The sequence below is a fragment of the Bacillus sp. RSS_NA_20 genome, assembly GCF_020165915.1.
In the GTDB taxonomy this organism is placed as follows: domain Bacteria; phylum Bacillota; class Bacilli; order Bacillales; family Bacillaceae; genus Bacillus; species Bacillus altitudinis.
On the sequence record NZ_JAIUKW010000003.1, the window covers coordinates 994,968 to 1,014,848 of the forward strand.

Consider the following 19,881-nt stretch of genomic DNA (forward strand, 5'->3'; position numbering starts at 1 on the left):
TTTGCCTGCGATAAACAGGAAAAAGCCCCTTATTCAGGCGGCTCTTTTTGCTCTGTTAAATATCTGAGAATGCCTTTATAAATCGAAGCAGCAATTTGATCCTGATATTTAGGAGTCGCCAGCTGACCAGCCTCTTTTGGATTCGATAAAAATCCGATTTCGACAAGCGCTCCTGGCTTCGTGACATTTTGCATTAAATAAATCCCATTGATTCGCTTCGCCTTGCGATCTGTGTTTTCAAGGTTGTTGCGCAATTCATCTTGAATGAACTTCGCTGCTTTTTCATTCTCTTCATACTTTCCGTAAAAGAACGTCTGCGCTCCGCTCCATTTGTTCGAGGGAATCGCATTTAAATGAATGCTTAAATAGAGATCTGCTTCAGATTCGTTGATGACTTTCACACGGTTTCTCAAATCCTCCGCTTTCTTTCGGGCATAACCCTTTGTATTCTTTGATGATAAATCAGAATCATCTTCCCGGGTCATGAGAACAAGCGCTCCCTGCTCCTGCAAATAGTCTCTTATCTTCATGGACACATCCAGTGCAATCTCTTTTTCGAGCAGCTCTCCTCCTACAGCCCCGCCATCTGGACCGCCGTGACCCGGATCTAAATAGATGATCTTACCGCTCAAAGGCAAGTTCCACGATTTCCACGAATCATCATTTAGAAACTGAAATCTGAATAAGAATAAGAGGACAATAAACCCGATTAAAAACCCTGTCCATTTCAGCTTTCTTTTCATCCCTGTCCCTCCCATACACCATTATTTTATAGATATGGGACAAGGGCTGGAAATATGCTTAGTGCAGTCGAAGCTTATGCCTTTTTTCTGATTCCCGAAAGCCTTCCTTCCACCATATGCTTAAAAATTCCTTCGCAAATGGATACAGACACGACATCTTACGCTCCATTCGGAACATATTCCCCCACGATTGCAAACACCCTGCTAGCTCCTCAACCAGCTCATCTTCTTCATGAACTGACCGCTTTTTTATATCATCGAATGATTCACCATACTTACTCGACTCACCGTATCTCCCACCTGCTAAAAAAGCCTCAATGGCGAAATCAATACAGCCATCACTCATAATCCCAGCCGGATCATCTGCAAATGGGAACAGCTTCTTCGTGAACTTCTCGGAAGCGATCGTCACCTGTTGAAGAGACAATGTACGCAACAGCTTCTTTTCAAGCGTGACATCTCGTTTTGTTTTCAATTGATAAAATGAAAGAACTTCTGCCATGGACTGAACTCCTTTTTTTCTTTGTATTGTTCGTTGGTTTGAACAAAACATGCAGTTCAGTAAATGGAAATCAATGCGCTAACAGATTGGAAAATTGTGATAAAATGAACATTTATATATAAAAAGAATAGAAAAGGGGCAAAATTCATGAAGAAGTGGATGTATATCCTGTTGCTACTAACAGTCGTCTTATCTGGATGCGGCAGTCAAGCGACCGAGCAGAAGAGTGACATAAAAGGAATAGAAGACATATCATTAAAACAGCTCTCCAAACACAAAAATTCTTATATTGGAGACAATGGAGCAGTCGGCGCTATTTTATCAGATCTTCCAGGTAACGTGATTCGCGAGTATGAAATCGTAGATGAAAAAGCGCTAAAAGTGACATACGGCGTGAAAGAAAATACCAATGATACAGAAGAACAATTTGATGCATTTTGGTTTGATAAGAAGGATACCATTGAAAAAAACTACTTATATAATGCATTGGCACTTTTTATTCTTATCGATAACGTGGAGCAAGTGACACTCAAGATGTACTCTAAAGACGAGCCATCCGTCACGTTTAAAAGAAAACAGCTAGAGAAAAAGCTGCCTCATTCTTTTAAAGTATACAAAGACGATACAGCGCTTTGGCAAAAAGAACTGGTTGATGGAGTTGTGAAGTCAAAAGATAAACGTCAAGATGTATACAAAGCGTTTTCGGTGAAACAATCATAAAAAGCAGAGGGATGCCACCTTCTGCTTTTTATTTGAAATCAAGATGCAGTTTCATCCCATCATGCGTAGCTTCAAATCCCAACTTTTCGTAAAAACGGCGTGCTTCTGGCCTCTGTTTGTCAGTTGTCAGCTGGATCATATGACACCCGCTGTCACTTGCTCGTTGAATGGCCCGTTTGATCAACAATGTGCCAATTCCTCTTCCTCTATGAGTCATGGCTGTACGAACTCCTTCTATTGAAGCTCTCCATCCACCTTGATACGTTAGAAATGGAATCATTGTTAATTGGAGAACACCGACTACCTCTTCCCGATCACAAGCGACGATTAATTCATTATTGGGATCCGCTTCGATCGAATGAAAGGCATTGAGGTAGCTTTCTAATAATGGACGAGTGTAGCGTTCTCTCTTTTGGCCTAATTTGTCATCTGAAAGCATCAAAACGATGTTGTCGAGGTCTCCTTGGACGGCTTCTCTAAATGTCAATTGATTCAGATTCAATGAACACACCTCCTATCACGGAATGGAAGCCTTTATTCATTTGCCAAAATACCAATTGATCGCGTTCTCATATAAAATTTTATCCACCGCTTCCTCATCAAACATCCGTTGAATCAAATCAACATCACCGTATTCAAATGGACGTTTCGCCCTTGTAGATGGAAGGTCTGTACCAAACATCAATGCATCAGGATTCGTTTGATAAATGGACGTCAATGCATGTTCCACGTTTAAATCGACTCGCCCAAAACCAGTTGCTTTTACCCGAACCCCTTTATCAACCAGCTTGAGCAAATGCGGCAAACCTTCTTCAGATAAGCCTAAATGATCAATCGAAATAGCCGGTAGCTGTTCAAGCGTAGGTGAGATGTCAGGGAGATGCTTAGCGTCTATGTAGAGCTCACTATGCCAGCCCACCAGCTCATACACCCTTCTCGCAAAATAGTCGAGCTTTGAAATATCCTCCGAACCGCCCCGCTTCACATTAAAACGTAAAGCTTTGACCCCATGTTGATCCAAATGAACAATCTCATCGTCAGTTGCTGTAAAAGGTAATTGTGTCACACCGCAAAAAGTCGGTCCCATTTCATCTAGTGCTTTCAACATATAGTCTTGATCAAAACCCTGAAATGACCCTGACACAATCGCTCCACCTACAATCCCCAAATCAGCCGTCTCTCTCCTATAATCATTCACCACATAACTCGGCGGTGTATATCCTTGGTTTTCTTGAATAGGAAAACCAAAATCAATGATATGGAAATGTGCATCAAAGATCCTCATGCCCGCGCCCCTCTTCTGCTTATTTGACCTGATTATATCAATAGAGAAAGCCAAGGGATATTTGGAATGACGAATTACTTCATATCATGAAAACTTATCAAGTTTTCCATTCCTCTCGTAAGATGGCATAATAAAACTCATCCCACCACTCATTTCCTTGTGGTATACATTTTTTAAAATATCCCTCTCTCCTCATACCCATTTTCTCCATCACTCTCCATGACGGCACATTTTCAGGCTGACAAGTGGCAATGATTCGATGTAAATTCATTGTGTGAAAACCATGATGTAGGACAGCAAATGCAGCTTCTGATGCATAGCCTTTGTTTTGATATGCAGAATTGAAGACCCAGCCAATTTCATATGTGTGCTCACCAAAGTAAGGATGAAACACGATATGCCCGATGCATGTATGATCTTCTTTTAATAGAACAGCAAAATTCTTGGCCGTCTTAAGACGATTATTTTTGACAAATTCCTGCGCCTCTTCTCTAGAAAAAACACCTTCTGGCATATACTTCATCACCGCTAGATCAGATGTATATGCATAGACATCCTGCCAATCATCCTCAATAAACGGTCGAATGAGACATCTTTCTGTTGTTAGATTCATAAATGCCATCCCCCTTTAACATCATTTGTTAAACAGAAACCTGACTATGATCCTATTTTATATGTTTCCAGACAGAAAAAAACACAAATAAAAAAGCACCAGCAGGATGCTGATGCTTTTCATATAGGGTTTGTCTGTACAAACCTTTGTAAAACGTCCATACAATATAAAATTGATTAACGTTTTGAGAACTGAGGTGCGCGACGTGCGCCTTTAAGACCGTATTTCTTACGCTCTTTCATACGAGAGTCACGAGTAAGAAGTCCAGCACGTTTAAGTGGTGTACGGTACTCAGGATCTACTTCTAGAAGAGCACGAGAGATACCGTGACGAATTGCTCCAGCTTGACCAGAGAATCCACCACCGTGAACATTTACAAGAACATCGTAGCTGTTAGCTGTTTCTGTGATGTTCAAAGGCTGTTTCACGTCTTCGATTAAAGCAGCGAATGGAATGTATTCAGTAATTTCACGATTATTAACGACGATACGGCCTTCACCTGGAACTAAGCGAACGCGCGCTACAGAACTTTTACGACGACCTGTACCGTAATATTGAACCTGTGCCAAATTGTTAACCTCCCTTATAATTAACCGCGAAGTTCGTAAACTTCAGGTTGTTGTGCTTGATGTGGATGCTCAGAACCACGGTACACATTTAATTTTTTGAACATTTGACGACCTAGTGGACCCTTTGGAAGCATACCTTTGATAGCAAGCTCCAACATTTTTTCAGGGTAGTTTGTACGCATCTCAAGAGCAGTTCTTTGTTTCAAACCACCTGGGTGCATCGTATGACGGTAGTAAATTTTGTCCGTCAATTTCTTACCAGTTAATTCAATTTTCTCAGCATTGATGATGATCACGTGATCACCTGTGTCAACGTGTGGTGTATAAGTTGGTTTGTGCTTACCGCGCAAAAGTGATGCTACTTCAGTAGAAAGACGACCTAGAGTCTTACCTGCCGCATCAACCACTAGCCATTTGCGCTCAATTGTGCTTGCGTTCGCCATTGGTGTTGTACGCATGAGTTTCCCTCCTAAATAAATCAATGAATTTTCCTGAATCAAATGCTACGTTCTATTTCAAAACACAGATAAGTCTTCCGGGGCTTATTTGTGGGGTTGAAATACATACCATATGATATCTTATAACTTTCTGCTTCCTGTGTCAAGAACATGTTACACCTGGTTTAGTTGTCATAGAAAACTTCCCATAAATACAGTCCGTGACTGGGCGCAGTCTTGCCTGCCGCTTCGCGATTTCGGGCGGCAAGCATGGCTTTTATCTCCTCAGGGTGAAATTTACCAGAACCAATTTCAAGTAACGTGCCGGCTATAATTCGCACCATGTTGTATAAAAAGCCATTCCCTCTCACACGCATTTCAAGCCCGTCTGAGACGTTTTTCCACTCAAGGGCGTAAATCTCCCTCACCTTGTCTTGAACCTCTGTATTGGCCGCACAAAAGCTTGTGAAATCGTGTGTGCCAATGAGGTGCCCAGCAGCTTCTCTCATTTTGTCGACATCCAGCTGATAAGGATAGTGACAGGCATACTGTCTCGTAAACACATTTTGGTGCGTTTCCGTTGAGACCCTATAACGGTACTCCTTCGACACAACACCAAATCTGGCATGAAACGACTCATCCACTTCTTCAGCCTTTAGAACACGAATGTCATCTGGCAGCAAGCTGTTGAGGGCAAACGGCCATCTCTCCATCGGGATGGCAAGCGAGGTGTCAAAATGGATGACCTGCCCCTTTGCGTGAACGCCACTGTCTGTCCGGCCAGAAGCCACAATCGGAATCAGTTCGTCTTGTTTATGCATTCTAGCAAGGGCAGATTCAATCTCCGTCTGAATGGTTCGCTGTCCTGGTTGCACTTGATACCCTTTAAAATGTGTCCCATCGTATGATACGGTACATTTTACTTTCATCTAGGCATCACCTAATTTCTAAGCAGCACAAGGAGTGCTGTTAACAGGATGAATAAAAGCAACGTGAACGTGTCTTTCATGCCCCAGACAAGCTGACGGTATTTCGTACGCCCTTCTCCCCCGCGGTAGCCTCTCGCTTCCATAGCGGTCGCCAATTCCTCCGCACGCTTAAACGCACTGACGAAAAGCGGGACAAGCAATGGAACAATCGCTTTTAAACGATCTTTCACGGGTCCGCTTGTAAAATCAACACCTCTTGCCATTTGGGCTTTCATGATTTTGTCTGTTTCTTCGAGTAAAGTCGGAATAAATCGAAGAGAGATAGACATCATAAGAGCAAGTTCATGAACAGGTAGCTTGATTTTACGGAAAGGATGCAGCAGCTTCTCCATACCGTCTGTCACTTCAATAGGCGTTGTGGTCAACGTCAGAAGTGTTGTCATCATGATGAGATAGACAAAACGGAGTGAAATGAAAATCCCCTGTTTTAGACCTTCTTCATAAATATTCAGAAAACCAAAGTGAAGTAGCAAAGCGCCATCCTTTGTCATGAAGATATGCAGAATAAAGGTAAACAGAACAATCCAAAGGATGGGTTTCATTCCTTTGAGAATAAAGTACAGCGGCACCTGAGACACCATCACCACAAGGATCGTAAAGACCCCTAAAAGCCCGTAAGTGATGTAGTTATTCGCAAAAAAGACAATAAAGACAAAAAAGAAAATTGATAACAGCTTTGTCCTTGGATCAAGACGATGGACAAAGGATGTACCTGGCACATATTTGCCGATAATCATACTATCCATCATGATGTCGTGTCCTCCTGATATAAAGCTGTTAAGGCTTCTGCCATTTCATCCATGGTCAGAAGCGGTCTTGGAAACGTCATCCCCAGCTTTTCTTCGACAGCCTGCTGGAATTTGATCGTTTCCGGGAGGTCCAGTCCGAAAGAAGACATGTCTGTACGATTGGCGAATAGCTCCCTCGGCGTACCTGTCGCCTTTACTGTTCCTTTGTGCATCACAATCATTTGATCCGCATAATGAGCGGCATCTTCCATACTGTGTGTCACAAGGATCGTCGTCAGGTTGGCTTTTTGATGAAGCTCATAGAACATGTCCATGATTTCTTTACGTCCGCGTGGATCTAATCCCGCAGTCGGCTCATCAAGCACAAGCACTTCTGGCTCCATCGCTAGAACACCTGCAATCGCCACACGTCTCATTTGACCACCGCTTAATTCAAAGGGTGATCGAGATAACAAGGATTCAGGAAGGCCTACAAGCTTCAGCATCTCTTTAGCCTTGGCTTCTGCCTTTTCTTTTGGAACGCCGAAATTCATCGGACCAAAACAGATATCCTTCAGAATCGTCTCCTCAAAGAGCTGATGTTCAGGAAACTGAAACACGATACCTACCTTTTTGCGAAGAGATTTCAGTTCCTTCTGCTTTTTATTGGCTTGTAAGACCGTATCTCCAAGCGCAATGCTCCCCTTTGTTGGTTTGAGCAGTCCATTTAAATGTTGCAACAATGTCGACTTGCCAGAACCCGTATGACCGATGACAGCAACATAGCTGCCTTCTTTGATGGAAGCATTGACATCATACAAAGCGAGACGCTCAAACGGCGTTTTCATTTGATAACGATGCTCTAATTCTTTGATCGTAATGTCCATAGCTCTTTCACCAATCCTTCTTGTGTCAAATGGGCATTTGCAAGCGGCACACCTTGCTGCTTCAATTGCTTACTCAACCGGTAGGAAAATGGCAGATCAAGTCCAATCTGAACCAGCTGTTCATCTAGTTCAAATACTTCCTCTGGTGTTCCCTCGGCAAATTTCTTCCCGCCATTCATCACAATAACGCGGTCTGCCTTCGCAGCCTCGTCTAAATCATGTGTGATGGAAATGACCGTGACCGTTCCTTGTTCCTTCAGTAGTCTGACGGTTTCTAACACTTCTTCACGGCCAATCGGATCAAGCATTGATGTTGCTTCATCCAAGATCATGATGTCAGGGCTTGCGGCAAGTACACCAGCGATCGCTACTCTCTGCTTTTGCCCGCCTGATAGATGGTGCGGCTCTTGATCAAGAAACTCCTGCATATTGACCTGTTTGACAGCCCAATCTACACGCTCTATCATCAATTCCCGCTCAACCCCGTTATTTTCTAAACCAAAAGCCACATCATCACGAACTGTTGAGCCAACGAATTGGTTGTCTGGGTTTTGAAAGACCATACCGACCTTTTTGCGAATATCCCAAACACTTTCTTCTTTCAGCTCAATCTCACCAACCTTGACCGTCCCTGCATCCGGTAAAATGAGCCCATTCAGTACACGGGCAAGTGTGGATTTACCTGAACCGTTGTGGCCAACAATGGCAAGCCATTCATTTTGATTCACATGCAATGACACTTGGTCTAAAGCGGGCTTGTCCGCATCTTTGTGATAACGAAATACAATGTCTTTTACGTCAATTAATGTCTTCTCCATCTCTACCGGACCTCCTCTCAGCTCAACCTCTACTTTGCCTATTGCTAAAAAGCCGTAGTATCTAAAAAAGGGCATAGATCCAGTTATGAACTGTCCCGCCCTTTCTTAGATACACGATATGTGATTAAACTAATTCAATGACAGCCATTGGTGCGCCATCGCCGCGACGAGGTCCAAGCTTCATGATACGAGTGTATCCACCTTGGCGATCTTCGTAGCGAGTTGCAACGTCAGCGAATAATTTTTGAAGTGCATCTTGGTTTGTTTCAGCGTTAGCTACTTCGTTACGAATGTAAGCTGCAGCTTGACGGCGAGCATGAAGATCTCCGCGTTTGCCAAGAGTGATCATTTTTTCAACTACAGAGCGAAGTTCTTTCGCACGTGTTTCAGTTGTTTCGATGCGTTCGTTGATGATCAAATCAGTCGTTAGGTCACGAAGCATTGCTTTACGTTGTGCACTAGTGCGTCCTAGCTTTCTGTATGCCATGTGATGTCCCCTCCTTAATTAGAGATGCTGTATGAATAAAAAACACACGAAAATCCTAGTTCACAATGAAACTAGTCAATCGTCTTTACGAAGACCCAGTCCAAGTTCTTCTAGTTTCGCTTTCACTTCTTCAAGAGATTTACGTCCAAGGTTACGAACTTTCATCATATCCTCTTCTGTCTTGTTAGCAAGCTCTTGAACAGTGTTAATACCCGCACGCTTCAAACAGTTGTAAGAACGAACAGAAAGATCAAGCTCTTCAATTGTCATTTCAAGCACTTTTTCTTTTTGGTCTTCTTCTTTTTCAACCATGATTTCTGCATGCTGAGCTTCGTCAGTTAACCCAACGAAAATATTTAGGTGTTCAGTTAAAATCTTAGAACCTAGAGCGATCGCTTCTTTCGGTCCTGTGCTTCCATCAGTCCATACATCTAGTGTTAATTTATCATAGTTTGTGATTTGCCCAACACGGGTGTTCTCCACTTGATAAGTTACACGAGATACAGGTGTATAGATTGAGTCGATCGGAATCACGCCGATAGGCTGATCGTCTCTTTTGTTTGCATCAGCAGGATTATACCCGCGACCTCTTTGTGCAGTCAAACGAACACGGAAGCTCGCATTTTTGCCAAGAGTTGCGATGTGAAGATCTGGATTTAAGATTTCAATATCGCTGTCGTGTGTAATATCAGCAGCTGTTACAGTTCCTTCATCTTGTACATCAATTTCAAGCGTCTTCTCTTCTTCAGAGTAAATTTTGAGTGCAAGCTTTTTAATGTTTAAGATAATCGTTGTAACATCTTCAACCACGCCTTCGATCGTTGAGAATTCGTGTAAGACACCATCTATCTGGATCGATGTTACAGCTGCACCAGGAAGTGAGGATAAAAGGATACGACGAAGGGAGTTCCCTAAAGTGGTACCATATCCACGCTCAAGTGGCTCTACGACAAACTTGCCATACTTGGCATCGTCGCTGATTTCAACCGTTTCGATTTTTGGTTTTTCAATTTCGATCATCTAATAAAACCCTCCTTCAAAACGTCGAAACCTCGAATAGAATCATATGAGATTCCATCCGAAATTCCTCATTGTTTAGTCCCGTATGTGCTCAGGCAACGAGTCGTGTATTCGTCTCATAAATAACTGTATCATAACCCATTATTGACAGGGACACAAAATCTATACAAACAAATTACACGCGGCGACGTTTTGGTGGACGGCATCCGTTATGAGGAACTGGAGTTACGTCTCTGATTGCAGTAACTTCAAGACCTGCAGCTTGAAGCGCACGAATTGCAGCTTCACGACCAGAACCAGGACCTTTAACAGTTACTTCAAGTGTTTTAAGACCATGTTCGATAGAACCTTTAGCAGCAGTTTCAGCAGCCATTTGTGCAGCGAAAGGAGTAGATTTACGAGAACCTCTGAATCCTAATGCACCAGCACTTGACCAAGAAATTGCGTTTCCATGAACATCAGTAATCGTTACAATCGTGTTGTTGAAAGTGGAACGGATATGAGCGATTCCAGCTTCAATATTCTTTTTCACGCGACGTTTACGCGTATTTTGTTTACGAGCAGCAGCCATTCTTTAACTACCTCCTTTACTTATTTTTTCTTGTTAGCTACAGTACGACGCGGACCTTTACGAGTGCGCGCGTTGTTTTTTGTGTTTTGTCCACGAACAGGAAGTCCTCTACGATGACGGATTCCGCGGTAGCTTCCGATTTCAATTAGACGCTTAATGTTAAGTGAAACTTCACGACGAAGGTCACCTTCTACTTTAAGTTTGTCAATGATATCACGGATTTTACCTAGTTCGTCTTCAGTTAGATCGCGAACGCGAGTGTCTTCAGAAACACCTGCTTCTTTAAGGACTTGTTGAGCCGTCGTACGACCAATTCCAAAAACATATGTTAAAGAAATGACAACACGCTTATCACGTGGAATATCTACACCAGCAATACGAGCCATGATTTGGGCACCTCCTTGTTATTAGCCTTGTTTTTGTTTATGTTTTGGGTTTTCACAGATCACCATTACTTTTCCTTTTCTGCGAATCACTTTACATTTTTCACAGATAGGTTTAACAGATGGTCTCACTTTCATGTGTTTCCAACCTCCTTCTTCCGGAGTTGCTTTATTTGTAACGGTACGTAATTCTACCACGAGTTAAGTCATATGGAGATAATTCTACCGTAACTTTGTCTCCAGGTAAAATGCGAATGAAGTGCATACGGATTTTTCCTGATACATGAGCCAAAACTGTATGACCATTCTCTAGTTCAACTTTGAACATTGCATTTGGCAAAGTTTCTGCTACAGTACCTTCCACTTCAATTACATCGTCTTTCGCCATTCAAGTGTTCTCCCTTCTTCAAATCAGTAACTTGCTCTCTGATAAATGTCCAAATGAGATGTTCTCAATTGTCCATCTATCACCCGACCTGTTTTGAATATACTGTTCTGAACTTCCGGAGATACGCAATCATAAAAGGTTAAATGATTGATATTTTTTCTTAGGAGAATGAATTTACGCTTTTCTCCGTCTGCGATTAGTACATGGCAGCCATCGAACACTCCGATGACAACTGTATACTGATCTTGTTCTTTCCTTGGACTATACAGACAACCTGCCCGATTTGGGCCTGAAAGGCTTCAGTGAAGACCTAAATCTTAGTCAGTATATCAAAACCTGTATCTGTAATCGCAATCGTATGCTCAAAGTGAGCACACTTTTTCCCATCAACCGTTACAACCGTCCAGTTATCAGCCAGTGTTTTCACATATCGGCTGCCTGCGTTCACCATCGGTTCGATGGCCAACACCATTCCAGGTTTGAGCCGTGGGCCTTTGTTCGGCGGACCATAATGAGGAATTTGAGGGTCCTCATGAAGATCCTGTCCGACCCCATGTCCAACATATTCTCTAACAACTGAGAAATTCTCACCTTCAACATACGTTTGTATGGCATGGGAAATGTTTGACAGACGTTCACCTGGCTTTGCTTCCTGTAAGCCCTTATATAGAGATTCCTCTGTGACTTCCAGTAGTTTGCGGTCCTCATCACTGATTACCCCAACTGGATAAGTCCAAGCAGAGTCACCATGATAGCCATTTAACTTTGCGCCGATATCGATACTAATGATGTCTCCATCACGTAAAACCCGTTTACCAGGAATACCGTGAACGAGTTCTTCATTCACCGAAACGCAAATGCTCCCGCGAAAACCATTATACCCTTTAAAAGATGGGATTGCACCCTGCTTTGTAATAAAACGTTCGGCAATTTGATCCAATTCTTTTGTCGAAATACCTGGTTTTATGTGTTTCTTCAGCTCTTCATGAGTCAGTGCGACAATGCGTCCAGCTTCTCTCATAATCTCAAGCTCGCGAGGAGTTTTACAGATAATCATTTATTTAATCCCCCAAGCAGGTCCTTAATATCAGCGTAAACATCGTTAATGTGCTTCGCACCATCAATGTTTGCAAGATATCCTTTTTCTGAATAGAAATTCAGTAAAGGTTCAGTCTGCTTTAAGTTCACTTCAAGTCTTGTCGAAACGGTTTCTGCATTATCATCTGCACGTTGATAAAGCTCGCCTCCACACTTGTCACAAACATTTTCTTTCGCAGGTGGATTGAATACTAAATGATATGTTGCTCCGCAATCTTTGCAAATTCTTCGGCCAGTCAGACGCTCCATCAAAGCATCTTTATCGACTTTAATATTAATGACATAATCAATCGTTCTGCCAAGGTCCTTTAGAATGTCTTCTAAAGCTTCAGCCTGAGCGACAGTTCGCGGAAATCCGTCCAGAAGAAAACCTTGTTCACAATCATTCTTGCCAAGTCTTTCTCTAACAATACCGATTGTGACCTCATCAGGAACAAGCTCTCCTTTATCGATAAAGGATTTTGCTTCGAGTCCAAGTTGTGTCTCCTCTTTCATAGCAGCACGGAACATATCTCCTGTTGAGATATGAGGGATCCCATAATCATCAACAATTCGTTCTGCCTGAGTGCCTTTACCAGCACCCGGAAGCCCCATTAAGACTAAGTTCATTTCGGATTTCCCCTTCCTTACTTAGAGAGGTTGGGCAGCAGCCCAGCCCTCTGTTTTATTTCATAAATCCACGGTAGTTTCGTTTCACTAATTGGCTTTCAAGCTGTTTCATTGTTTCAAGTGCAACACCTACAACAATGAGAAGACTTGTGCCGCCAATTTGTGCAGCGGAAGGTAATCCAGCGAATTGAATGAAAAAGATAGGAAGTATTGAAATCACGGCTAAGAAAATGGCGCCCACAAACGTGAGTCGGTACAAAATGCTCGTAATTCTATCTTGAGTCATTTTCCCTGGACGAACTCCCGGGATATAGCCACCCTGCTTTTGCAGATTTTCAGCCATTTGTTCAGGGTTTACTTGGACAAAGGCATAAAAATATGTGAAAGCAACAATCAGTGCTACATAAATCGTCATACCGATTGGCTTAGTATAGTCAAAGTTGTTAGTTATCCAGGTTGTCACATTATTTGTTCCGAAGAACGATGCGATCGTCTGCGGAGTAATAATGAACGAAACGGCAAAGATGACTGGAATCACCCCTGCTGGATTCACTTTCAATGGAAGGTGCGTTGCTTGACTAGCAGACATTTGTGCACGGCCAGTTCCTTTTGAATATTGAATCGCAATCTTTCTCACTGCCATTTGAATGTAAATAACACCGATAACAATGACAAGAATAGCAATCACAATAAGGGCAATTTTCAGGATTTGCATGAACAGCTGTCCATCTCCACCTACAAATTGCTGAGCGTACACTTGCTTTAATGTTTGAGGGATACCTGCGATGATACCGGCAAAGATAATAATCGAAATACCGTTACCAACACCGTGAGCAGTAATCTGCTCTCCCAGCCACATTAAAAATGCTGTTCCCGCAGTGAGTACGACCGCAATTAAGAGATACGTTGAAACACCTGGGTTTTCAATCAGCATGCCTCCTGCCATATTGTTAAATCCATATGACATTCCTAACGCCTGGATAAATCCTAGAACAATTGTAAAATACCTTGTGAATTGTGCTAATTTTCGGCGGCCAACCTCTCCTTGCTTTGACCACTCAGTAAACTTCGGTACAACATCCATCTGCAAGAGCTGGATGATGATCGAAGCAGTGATATACGGCATAATCCCCATTGCAAGAATGGAGAATTGGAAAAGTGCCCCGCCCCCAAACGTGTTGAGGATTCCGAAAACACTCATTTGATCCTGTGCCTGGAGAACTTCGGCGTTCACATTAGGCACAGGGATGAAAGCACCTATACGAAAGACGACTAACATTAAAAGTGTAAATATAATCTTATTCCGTATATCTTTCACGCGCATAAAATTGGAGATTGTCTTAAACAAGTTAGATCACCTCGGCTGTACCGCCAGCAGCTTCAATCGCTTCTTTAGCAGAAGCAGAGAATTTATTGGCTTTTACAGTTAATTTTTTTTCTAATTTACCGTTGCCAAGAATTTTTACTCCTGCTTTTAACTTGCTTATTGCACCAGTCTCTAGAAGAAGTTCAGGAGTGACTTCCGTTCCTTCGTCAAAACTGTTTAATCTGTCTAAGTTGATTACCGCGTAATCTTTACGGTTGATGTTTGTAAAACCACGTTTTGGAAGGCGTTGGAATAAAGGCATTTGACCACCTTCGAATCCAGGGCGTACACCGCCGCCAGAACGAGCGTTTTGACCTTTATGACCTTTACCAGAAGTTTTACCGTTACCTGATCCAATACCACGACCAACACGGTTGCGTACTTTACGTGAACCTTCTGAAGGCTTCAATTCATGAAGTTTCATTTGGGCACCTCCTTATCGATTAAAAATGTTTTATTGTTCTTTAACAGAAACTAAATGAGACACCTTGTTAATCATGCCGCGGATCGCTGCATTGTCTTCATGTACGACTGTTTGGTTTGTTTTCTTTAGACCAAGAGTACGAACAGTGACACGCTGATCTTCCGGGCGACCGATTACACTGCGTTTGAGGGTAATTTCTAATTTATTTGCCATTATTGTTCCCTCCTTATCCTAACAGGTCTTCTACAGATTTTCCACGAAGCTTCGCTACATCTTCAGCACGTTTAAGTTCACTTAAACCTTGAAGTGTTGCGCGGATCATGTTGATCGGTGTATTAGAACCTAGAGATTTAGAAAGGATATCAGCTAGACCAGCAAGCTCAAGTACCGCACGCACTGGGCCTCCAGCGATAACTCCTGTACCTTCTGAAGCAGGCTTCAATAGAACGTTTCCTGCACCGAATCGACCGATGATTTCATGTGGAATTGTAGTTCCAACCATTGGTACTTCAATTAAATTCTTTTTCGCGTCTTCAACAGCTTTGCGGATCGCTTCTGGTACTTCTTGTGCTTTACCAGTACCGAATCCTACATGACCGTTTTTGTCACCGACAACAACTAAAGCTGCAAAACGGAAACGACGTCCACCTTTAACAACTTTCGCTACCCGGTTAACCGTAACTAAGCGTTCTTCTAACTCTAATTTGCTTGGGTCAATACGACTCATTCGGATGTGTCCCTCCTTCTTTTATTAAAATTTAAGTCCAGCCTCACGAGCAGCTTCAGCTAGAGCTTTTACACGTCCATGATATAAGTATCCTCCGCGGTCAAATACCACGTTAGAGATGCCTTTTTCAACAGCACGTTTTGCAACAAGTTCGCCAACTTTAGTAGCAGCTGCAGCGTCAGAACTATTCTCGATCTTTAACTCTTTATCAAGAGTAGAAGCACTTACAAGTGTTACACCGTTAACATCATCAATTACTTGAGCGTAGATGTTCTTGTTAGAACGGAAAACGTTAAGGCGAGGTCTTTCAGCAGTACCTGAAAGTTTCGCACGAACACGAGCGTGTCTTTTAAGACGAGTAGCGTTTTTGCTAGTTTTCGTAATCATCCGAGTCACTCCTTTCTTCACATTAAGCGATCTTACTTACCAGTTTTTCCTTCTTTACGGCGAACGAATTCACCTTCGTAACGAATTCCTTTACCTTTGTAAGGCTCTGGAGCACGGACAGCGCGGATGTTAGAAGCTAGAGCTCCTACACGCTCTTTATCGATACCTTTAACGATTACTTTCGTTTGAGATGGAACTTCTACTTCAACTCCAGCCTCAGGAACGATTTCAACTGGGTGAGAGTATCCAACGTTAAGAACAAGTTTGTTTCCAGATTTAGCTGCACGGTAACCGACACCGATTAGTTCTAAACCTCTTTCGAAACCTTTAGATACACCTTCAACCATGTTTGCAATTAAGCTACGTGTTGTACCATGTAATGCACGGTGTTCTTTATTTTCAGACGGACGGCTTACAGTTAAGACGTTGTCCTCAATTTTAATTTCCATATCAGGGTGAAATGCACGAGTTAGTTCACCTTTTGGTCCCTTTACTGTCACTGTGTTATCGTTGTTTGTCACAGTTACTCCTGAAGGGATCTCGATTAGCTTTTTACCTATACGAGACATACCAAGCACCTCCATTCATCTTAAACTTTTTTTACCATACGTAAGCAAGTACTTCTCCACCAGCTTGTTTAGCACGGGCTTCTTTGTCCGATAAAACACCTTGTGATGTAGAAATAATTGCGATTCCAAGTCCGTTAAGTACACGTGGTACTTCATTTGATTTCGCATATACGCGTAAACCAGGTTTACTGATTCTTTTAAGACCAGTGATAACACGTTCGTTGTTTTGGCCGTATTTAAGGAACAAACGGATAATTCCTTGTTTGCTGTCTTCGACGTACTCAACGTCACGGATAAAACCTTCACGCTTTAAGATTTCAGCAATTTCTCTTTTGATTTTTGAAGCCGGTACTTCTAGCTTCTCATGACGTACCATGTTCGCATTGCGAATACGAGTCAGCAAATCTGCAATCGGATCTGTCATAACCATTATTTAATAACCTCCTTCCCATTTATGGGGATTACCAGCTGGCTTTTTTAACGCCAGGAATTTGTCCTTTATATGCAAGTTCGCGGAAACAAATACGGCAAAGTTTAAACTTGCGAATTACTGAATGTGGACGTCCACAACGTTCGCAGCGCGTATACTCTTGAACTTTAAACTTTTGTTTGCGTTGTTGTTTCGCAATCATAGACTTTTTAGCCACGATTTCGCCTCCCTTTCATTGATTATTTCTGGAACGGCATACCTACTTGAGTTAATAACTCACGTGCTTCTTCGTCCGTGTTGGCAGTCGTAACGATAACGATATCCATACCGCGGACTTTTGTTACTTTATCGTAATCAATTTCTGGGAAGATTAACTGTTCTTTAATACCAAGCGTGTAGTTTCCACGACCGTCGAAAGATTTCTTAGAAATCCCGCGGAAGTCACGTACACGTGGTAAAGATACAGAAATAAGTTTATCAAGGAAATCGTACATGCGCTCTCCGCGAAGTGTTACTTTCGCACCGATTGGCATTCCTTCACGTAGACGGAATCCAGCAATAGACTTCTTCGCACGAGTAACGACAGGTTTTTGACCAGCGATAAACGTTAATTCTTCAACAGCAGTATCGATTGCTTTAGCGTTTTGAACGGCGTCACCAACACCCATGTTGATCACGATTTTTTCGATTTTTGGCACTTGCATTACTGATTTGTATTCAAACTTAGAAACTAATGCAGGTGTAATTTCTTTTACATACTTTTCTTTAAGGCGGTTCATGAGAAAGACCTCCCTTCCTTATTTACTATTTATCTAGAACTTGCCCAGATTTTTTCGCTACACGGACTTTCTTTCCGTCCTCAACTTTATATCCAATACGTGTCACTTCACCCGTTTTAGGATCAAGCGGCATTACGTTTGATACGTGGATCGGCGCTTCTTGTTCAGAAATTCCGCCTTGAGGGTTAGCTTGGGTTGGTTTAGAGTGTTTTTTCACAAGGTTAATACCTTCTACTAAAACACGGTCCTTTTTAGGGAAAGCAGCAAGGATGACACCTTGTTTACCTTTATCTTTACCAGAGATAACCACTACTTTATCGCCCTTTTTAACATGCATTTAATCGCACCTCCTTGAGTCGCGGATTGTATTCATTAAAGTACTTCTGGTGCTAAAGAAACAATTTTCATATAGTTATTTTCACGAAGTTCACGTGCTACTGGTCCGAAGATACGAGTTCCACGTGGGCTCTTGTCGTCACGGATGATGACACATGCATTTTCATCAAAACTGATGTAAGATCCATCGTTTCTGCGAGCTCCGCTCTTAGTACGAACGATAACTGCTTTCACAACTTCACCTTTTTTGACAACGCCTCCTGGTGTTGCTTGTTTAACCGTACAAACAATGACATCACCGATGTTAGCCGTTTTACGTCCAGAGCCACCAAGAACTTTAATCGTTAGTACTTCGCGTGCGCCAGAGTTGTCAGCTACTTTTAAACGAGTCTCCTGTTGAATCATTAATGTTACCTCCCTTCGGAAAAAGAAATCCGAACTTTATTAGATAATAACAGCTTCTTCGACAACTTCAACTAGACGAAAGCGTTTAGTCGCAGATAATGGACGAGTTTCCATGACCTTTACGATGTCTCCGATTTTTGCTTGGTTGTTTTCATCATGTGCTTTGAACTTTTTAGAGTATCTTACACGTTTGCCATAAAGTGAATGCTTTTTGTATGTTTCAACTACAACAGTGATGGTTTTATCCATTTTGTCAGAAACAACACGACCTTGATACACTTTACGTTGGTTACGTTCGCTCATGTTTGCGGGGCCTCCCCTCTAATTATTATTTATTAGCAGCGATTTCTCTTTGACGAATCACAGTTTTCATGCGTGCGATTGATTTACGCACTTCACGAATGCGAGCAGTGTTTTCAAGCTGCCCAGTCGCTAATTGGAAACGAAGATTGAAAAGTTCTTCTTTAAGAGACTTTACTTTTTGTTCAATTTCAGCAGTGGTAAGGTCACGAATTTCATTAGCTTTCATTTGATTCACCACCAATTTCTTCACGTTTTACGAACTTCGTTTTAATTGGCAATTTGTGAGATGCAAGACGAAGAGCTTCACGAGCAACTTCTTCAGACACACCAGAAATTTCAAATAAAACTTTGCCCGGTTTTACTACAGCTACCCAGCCTTCTGGAGCACCTTTACCGGAACCCATGCGGACCTCTAGAGGTTTAGCTGTGTATGGCTTAGAAGGGAAAATTTTGATCCAAACTTTACCGCCACGTTTCATGTAACGAGTCATAGCAATACGAGCAGCTTCGATTTGACGGTTAGTGATCCAAGAAGCTTCAAGAGCTTGGATACCGAACTCACCGAAATGTACTTCAGTACCGCCTTTTGCACGACCACGCATTTTTCCACGATGTTCTCTGCGATACTTCACGCGTTTTGGCAATAACATATTATTTTCCTCCTTCCGCAGTATTCTTCTTAGTTGGAAGGACTTCTCCACGATAGATCCATACTTTTACGCCAAGCTTACCATAAGTAGTATCAGCTTCAGCAGTAGCATAGTCGATGTCAGCACGAAGTGTGTGCAATGGAACAGTACCTTCACTGTAATATTCAGAACGAGCAATATCTGCACCGCCAAGACGACCAGAAACCATTGTTTTGATTCCTTGTGCTCCAGCACGCATTGTGCGTTGGATTGTTTGTTTTTGTGCACGACGGAATGAAATACGATTTTCAAGTTGACGAGCGATGTTTTCAGCAACTAGCTGAGCATCAAGATCTGCTCTCTTGATTTCAAGAATGTTGATGTGTACACGTTTGCCAGTTAGGCTGTTAAGAGCTTTACGAAGTGCTTCAACTTCAGATCCGCCTTTACCAATTACCATACCTGGTTTAGCCGTGTGGATTGTGATATTTACGCGGTTTGCAGCACGTTCGATTTCTACTTTAGAAACAGACGCGTCAGACAAACGCTTGCTGATGAATTCACGGATTTTCAAGTCTTCATGTAAGAAGTCAGCGTAATCTTTTCCTGCGAACCATTTAGATTCCCAATCACGAATGACGCCAATACGAAGACCTACTGGATTTACCTTTTGACCCAC

At 42.3% G+C, this 19,881-nt stretch carries 35 protein-coding genes; 1 reads left to right on the forward strand and 34 read right to left on the reverse strand.

Annotated features, from left to right (window positions below; genetic code table 11):
• Nucleotides 1-29: 29 nt before the first annotated feature.
• A complete protein-coding gene (gene cwlD, locus LCD32_RS05040; RefSeq protein WP_017359175.1) occupies nucleotides 30-743 on the reverse strand; it encodes an N-acetylmuramoyl-L-alanine amidase CwlD in 714 nt (237 codons plus the stop codon).
• 58 nt (nucleotides 744-801) lie between these two features.
• Nucleotides 802-1,245, reverse strand: coding sequence for a YbaK family protein (locus LCD32_RS05045; protein ID WP_017366466.1), 444 nt, complete (start codon nucleotides 1,243-1,245; stop codon nucleotides 802-804).
• A 147-nt stretch (nucleotides 1,246-1,392) separates the two neighbouring features.
• Between LCD32_RS05045 and LCD32_RS05050 the strand changes: the two genes are divergently transcribed.
• Complete coding sequence (locus LCD32_RS05050; RefSeq protein WP_224562976.1) at nucleotides 1,393-1,965, forward strand: DUF4825 domain-containing protein; 573 nt, start codon at nucleotides 1,393-1,395, stop codon at nucleotides 1,963-1,965.
• A gap of 28 nt (nucleotides 1,966-1,993) precedes the next feature.
• Here the strand turns inward: LCD32_RS05050 and LCD32_RS05055 are convergent, their stop codons facing one another.
• The 32 genes from LCD32_RS05055 to rpsC all read right to left on the reverse strand — a co-directional run bounded on the left by LCD32_RS05055 (nucleotide 1,994) and on the right by rpsC (nucleotide 19,881).
• Nucleotides 1,994-2,467: a GNAT family N-acetyltransferase gene (locus LCD32_RS05055; RefSeq protein ID WP_224562978.1), complete on the reverse strand. Its 474-nt coding sequence runs from the start codon at nucleotides 2,465-2,467 to the stop codon at nucleotides 1,994-1,996.
• A gap of 36 nt (nucleotides 2,468-2,503) precedes the next feature.
• Complete coding sequence (locus tag LCD32_RS05060) at nucleotides 2,504-3,250, reverse strand: amidohydrolase family protein (protein WP_224562980.1); 747 nt, start codon at nucleotides 3,248-3,250, stop codon at nucleotides 2,504-2,506.
• 97 nt (nucleotides 3,251-3,347) lie between these two features.
• Nucleotides 3,348-3,863 carry a GNAT family N-acetyltransferase gene (locus LCD32_RS05065; RefSeq protein ID WP_116307703.1) on the reverse strand — a complete coding sequence of 172 codons (516 nt, stop codon included), beginning with the start codon at nucleotides 3,861-3,863 and terminating at the stop codon, nucleotides 3,348-3,350.
• Nucleotides 3,864-4,039: 176 nt separating this feature from the next.
• Entirely contained in the window at nucleotides 4,040-4,432 is a 393-nt protein-coding gene (gene rpsI / locus LCD32_RS05070; RefSeq protein WP_007496354.1) for a 30S ribosomal protein S9, read from the reverse strand.
• A gap of 20 nt (nucleotides 4,433-4,452) precedes the next feature.
• On the reverse strand, nucleotides 4,453-4,890 hold the full coding sequence (rplM, locus tag LCD32_RS05075; protein WP_003217042.1) for a 50S ribosomal protein L13: 438 nt from the start codon (nucleotides 4,888-4,890) through the stop codon (nucleotides 4,453-4,455).
• A gap of 164 nt (nucleotides 4,891-5,054) precedes the next feature.
• Nucleotides 5,055-5,798 (reverse strand): tRNA pseudouridine(38-40) synthase TruA, encoded by a 744-nt coding sequence (gene truA, locus LCD32_RS05080; RefSeq protein ID WP_224562982.1) that lies wholly within the window; start codon nucleotides 5,796-5,798, stop codon nucleotides 5,055-5,057.
• Between the two features lie 11 nt (nucleotides 5,799-5,809).
• The gene (locus LCD32_RS05085; RefSeq protein WP_007496348.1) at nucleotides 5,810-6,607 is read right to left on the reverse strand and encodes an energy-coupling factor transporter transmembrane component T family protein; all 798 of its coding nucleotides are present in this window, start codon (nucleotides 6,605-6,607) and stop codon (nucleotides 5,810-5,812) included.
• Nucleotides 6,604-7,473, reverse strand: a complete 870-nt coding sequence (locus LCD32_RS05090; RefSeq protein ID WP_007496346.1) for an energy-coupling factor ABC transporter ATP-binding protein — start codon at nucleotides 7,471-7,473, stop codon at nucleotides 6,604-6,606. The genes LCD32_RS05085 and LCD32_RS05090 overlap by 4 nt, the downstream gene beginning before the upstream one ends.
• Nucleotides 7,449-8,291 (reverse strand): energy-coupling factor ABC transporter ATP-binding protein, encoded by an 843-nt coding sequence (locus LCD32_RS05095; RefSeq protein WP_008345218.1) that lies wholly within the window; start codon nucleotides 8,289-8,291, stop codon nucleotides 7,449-7,451. Before LCD32_RS05095 ends, LCD32_RS05090 begins: the two co-directional genes overlap by 25 nt.
• 124 nt (nucleotides 8,292-8,415) lie before the next feature.
• Nucleotides 8,416-8,778, reverse strand: a complete 363-nt coding sequence (rplQ, locus tag LCD32_RS05100) for a 50S ribosomal protein L17 (RefSeq protein WP_003216944.1) — start codon at nucleotides 8,776-8,778, stop codon at nucleotides 8,416-8,418.
• 75 nt (nucleotides 8,779-8,853) lie between these two features.
• On the reverse strand, nucleotides 8,854-9,798 hold the full coding sequence (locus tag LCD32_RS05105) for a DNA-directed RNA polymerase subunit alpha (RefSeq protein WP_003217009.1): 945 nt from the start codon (nucleotides 9,796-9,798) through the stop codon (nucleotides 8,854-8,856).
• Nucleotides 9,799-9,973: 175 nt separating this feature from the next.
• Nucleotides 9,974-10,369 carry a 30S ribosomal protein S11 gene (rpsK, locus tag LCD32_RS05110; RefSeq protein ID WP_003217231.1) on the reverse strand — a complete coding sequence of 132 codons (396 nt, stop codon included), beginning with the start codon at nucleotides 10,367-10,369 and terminating at the stop codon, nucleotides 9,974-9,976.
• A gap of 20 nt (nucleotides 10,370-10,389) precedes the next feature.
• Nucleotides 10,390-10,755: a 30S ribosomal protein S13 gene (gene rpsM / locus LCD32_RS05115; protein WP_003217023.1), complete on the reverse strand. Its 366-nt coding sequence runs from the start codon at nucleotides 10,753-10,755 to the stop codon at nucleotides 10,390-10,392.
• A gap of 21 nt (nucleotides 10,756-10,776) precedes the next feature.
• The gene (gene rpmJ, locus LCD32_RS05120; protein WP_003156543.1) at nucleotides 10,777-10,890 is read right to left on the reverse strand and encodes a 50S ribosomal protein L36; all 114 of its coding nucleotides are present in this window, start codon (nucleotides 10,888-10,890) and stop codon (nucleotides 10,777-10,779) included.
• A gap of 31 nt (nucleotides 10,891-10,921) precedes the next feature.
• Nucleotides 10,922-11,140, reverse strand: coding sequence for a translation initiation factor IF-1 (infA, locus tag LCD32_RS05125; protein WP_003217190.1), 219 nt, complete (start codon nucleotides 11,138-11,140; stop codon nucleotides 10,922-10,924).
• A 310-nt stretch (nucleotides 11,141-11,450) separates the two neighbouring features.
• Nucleotides 11,451-12,197, reverse strand: a complete 747-nt coding sequence (gene map / locus LCD32_RS05135) for a type I methionyl aminopeptidase (RefSeq protein ID WP_007496338.1) — start codon at nucleotides 12,195-12,197, stop codon at nucleotides 11,451-11,453.
• A complete protein-coding gene (locus LCD32_RS05140) occupies nucleotides 12,194-12,847 on the reverse strand; it encodes an adenylate kinase (RefSeq protein ID WP_007496336.1) in 654 nt (217 codons plus the stop codon). Before LCD32_RS05140 ends, map begins: the two co-directional genes overlap by 4 nt.
• A gap of 55 nt (nucleotides 12,848-12,902) precedes the next feature.
• Nucleotides 12,903-14,195, reverse strand: coding sequence for a preprotein translocase subunit SecY (secY, locus tag LCD32_RS05145; protein WP_007496334.1), 1,293 nt, complete (start codon nucleotides 14,193-14,195; stop codon nucleotides 12,903-12,905).
• 1 nt (nucleotide 14,196) lies between these two features.
• Nucleotides 14,197-14,637, reverse strand: a complete 441-nt coding sequence (gene rplO, locus LCD32_RS05150; RefSeq protein ID WP_003216888.1) for a 50S ribosomal protein L15 — start codon at nucleotides 14,635-14,637, stop codon at nucleotides 14,197-14,199.
• Between the two features lie 30 nt (nucleotides 14,638-14,667).
• On the reverse strand, nucleotides 14,668-14,850 hold the full coding sequence (gene rpmD, locus LCD32_RS05155; RefSeq protein WP_003217067.1) for a 50S ribosomal protein L30: 183 nt from the start codon (nucleotides 14,848-14,850) through the stop codon (nucleotides 14,668-14,670).
• A 13-nt stretch (nucleotides 14,851-14,863) separates the two neighbouring features.
• A complete protein-coding gene (rpsE, locus tag LCD32_RS05160) occupies nucleotides 14,864-15,364 on the reverse strand; it encodes a 30S ribosomal protein S5 (RefSeq protein ID WP_007496332.1) in 501 nt (166 codons plus the stop codon).
• Between the two features lie 24 nt (nucleotides 15,365-15,388).
• Entirely contained in the window at nucleotides 15,389-15,751 is a 363-nt protein-coding gene (gene rplR, locus LCD32_RS05165) for a 50S ribosomal protein L18 (protein ID WP_003216951.1), read from the reverse strand.
• A 32-nt stretch (nucleotides 15,752-15,783) separates the two neighbouring features.
• On the reverse strand, nucleotides 15,784-16,320 hold the full coding sequence (gene rplF / locus LCD32_RS05170; RefSeq protein ID WP_008345395.1) for a 50S ribosomal protein L6: 537 nt from the start codon (nucleotides 16,318-16,320) through the stop codon (nucleotides 15,784-15,786).
• Between the two features lie 31 nt (nucleotides 16,321-16,351).
• On the reverse strand, nucleotides 16,352-16,750 hold the full coding sequence (rpsH, locus tag LCD32_RS05175; RefSeq protein WP_007496327.1) for a 30S ribosomal protein S8: 399 nt from the start codon (nucleotides 16,748-16,750) through the stop codon (nucleotides 16,352-16,354).
• Between the two features lie 31 nt (nucleotides 16,751-16,781).
• A complete protein-coding gene (gene rpsN / locus LCD32_RS05180; RefSeq protein ID WP_008356542.1) occupies nucleotides 16,782-16,967 on the reverse strand; it encodes a 30S ribosomal protein S14 in 186 nt (61 codons plus the stop codon).
• Between the two features lie 22 nt (nucleotides 16,968-16,989).
• On the reverse strand, nucleotides 16,990-17,529 hold the full coding sequence (rplE, locus tag LCD32_RS05185; RefSeq protein ID WP_003217159.1) for a 50S ribosomal protein L5: 540 nt from the start codon (nucleotides 17,527-17,529) through the stop codon (nucleotides 16,990-16,992).
• Between the two features lie 25 nt (nucleotides 17,530-17,554).
• Nucleotides 17,555-17,866, reverse strand: coding sequence for a 50S ribosomal protein L24 (rplX, locus tag LCD32_RS05190; protein WP_007496325.1), 312 nt, complete (start codon nucleotides 17,864-17,866; stop codon nucleotides 17,555-17,557).
• 35 nt (nucleotides 17,867-17,901) lie between these two features.
• The gene (rplN, locus tag LCD32_RS05195; RefSeq protein ID WP_003216882.1) at nucleotides 17,902-18,270 is read right to left on the reverse strand and encodes a 50S ribosomal protein L14; all 369 of its coding nucleotides are present in this window, start codon (nucleotides 18,268-18,270) and stop codon (nucleotides 17,902-17,904) included.
• A gap of 39 nt (nucleotides 18,271-18,309) precedes the next feature.
• Nucleotides 18,310-18,573, reverse strand: coding sequence for a 30S ribosomal protein S17 (gene rpsQ / locus LCD32_RS05200; protein WP_003216906.1), 264 nt, complete (start codon nucleotides 18,571-18,573; stop codon nucleotides 18,310-18,312).
• Nucleotides 18,574-18,598: 25 nt separating this feature from the next.
• Nucleotides 18,599-18,799 (reverse strand): 50S ribosomal protein L29, encoded by a 201-nt coding sequence (gene rpmC / locus LCD32_RS05205; RefSeq protein WP_003217155.1) that lies wholly within the window; start codon nucleotides 18,797-18,799, stop codon nucleotides 18,599-18,601.
• The gene (rplP, locus tag LCD32_RS05210; RefSeq protein WP_003225801.1) at nucleotides 18,789-19,223 is read right to left on the reverse strand and encodes a 50S ribosomal protein L16; all 435 of its coding nucleotides are present in this window, start codon (nucleotides 19,221-19,223) and stop codon (nucleotides 18,789-18,791) included. Before rplP ends, rpmC begins: the two co-directional genes overlap by 11 nt.
• Nucleotide 19,224: 1 nt before the next feature.
• On the reverse strand, nucleotides 19,225-19,881 hold the full coding sequence (gene rpsC / locus LCD32_RS05215) for a 30S ribosomal protein S3 (protein ID WP_003217241.1): 657 nt from the start codon (nucleotides 19,879-19,881) through the stop codon (nucleotides 19,225-19,227).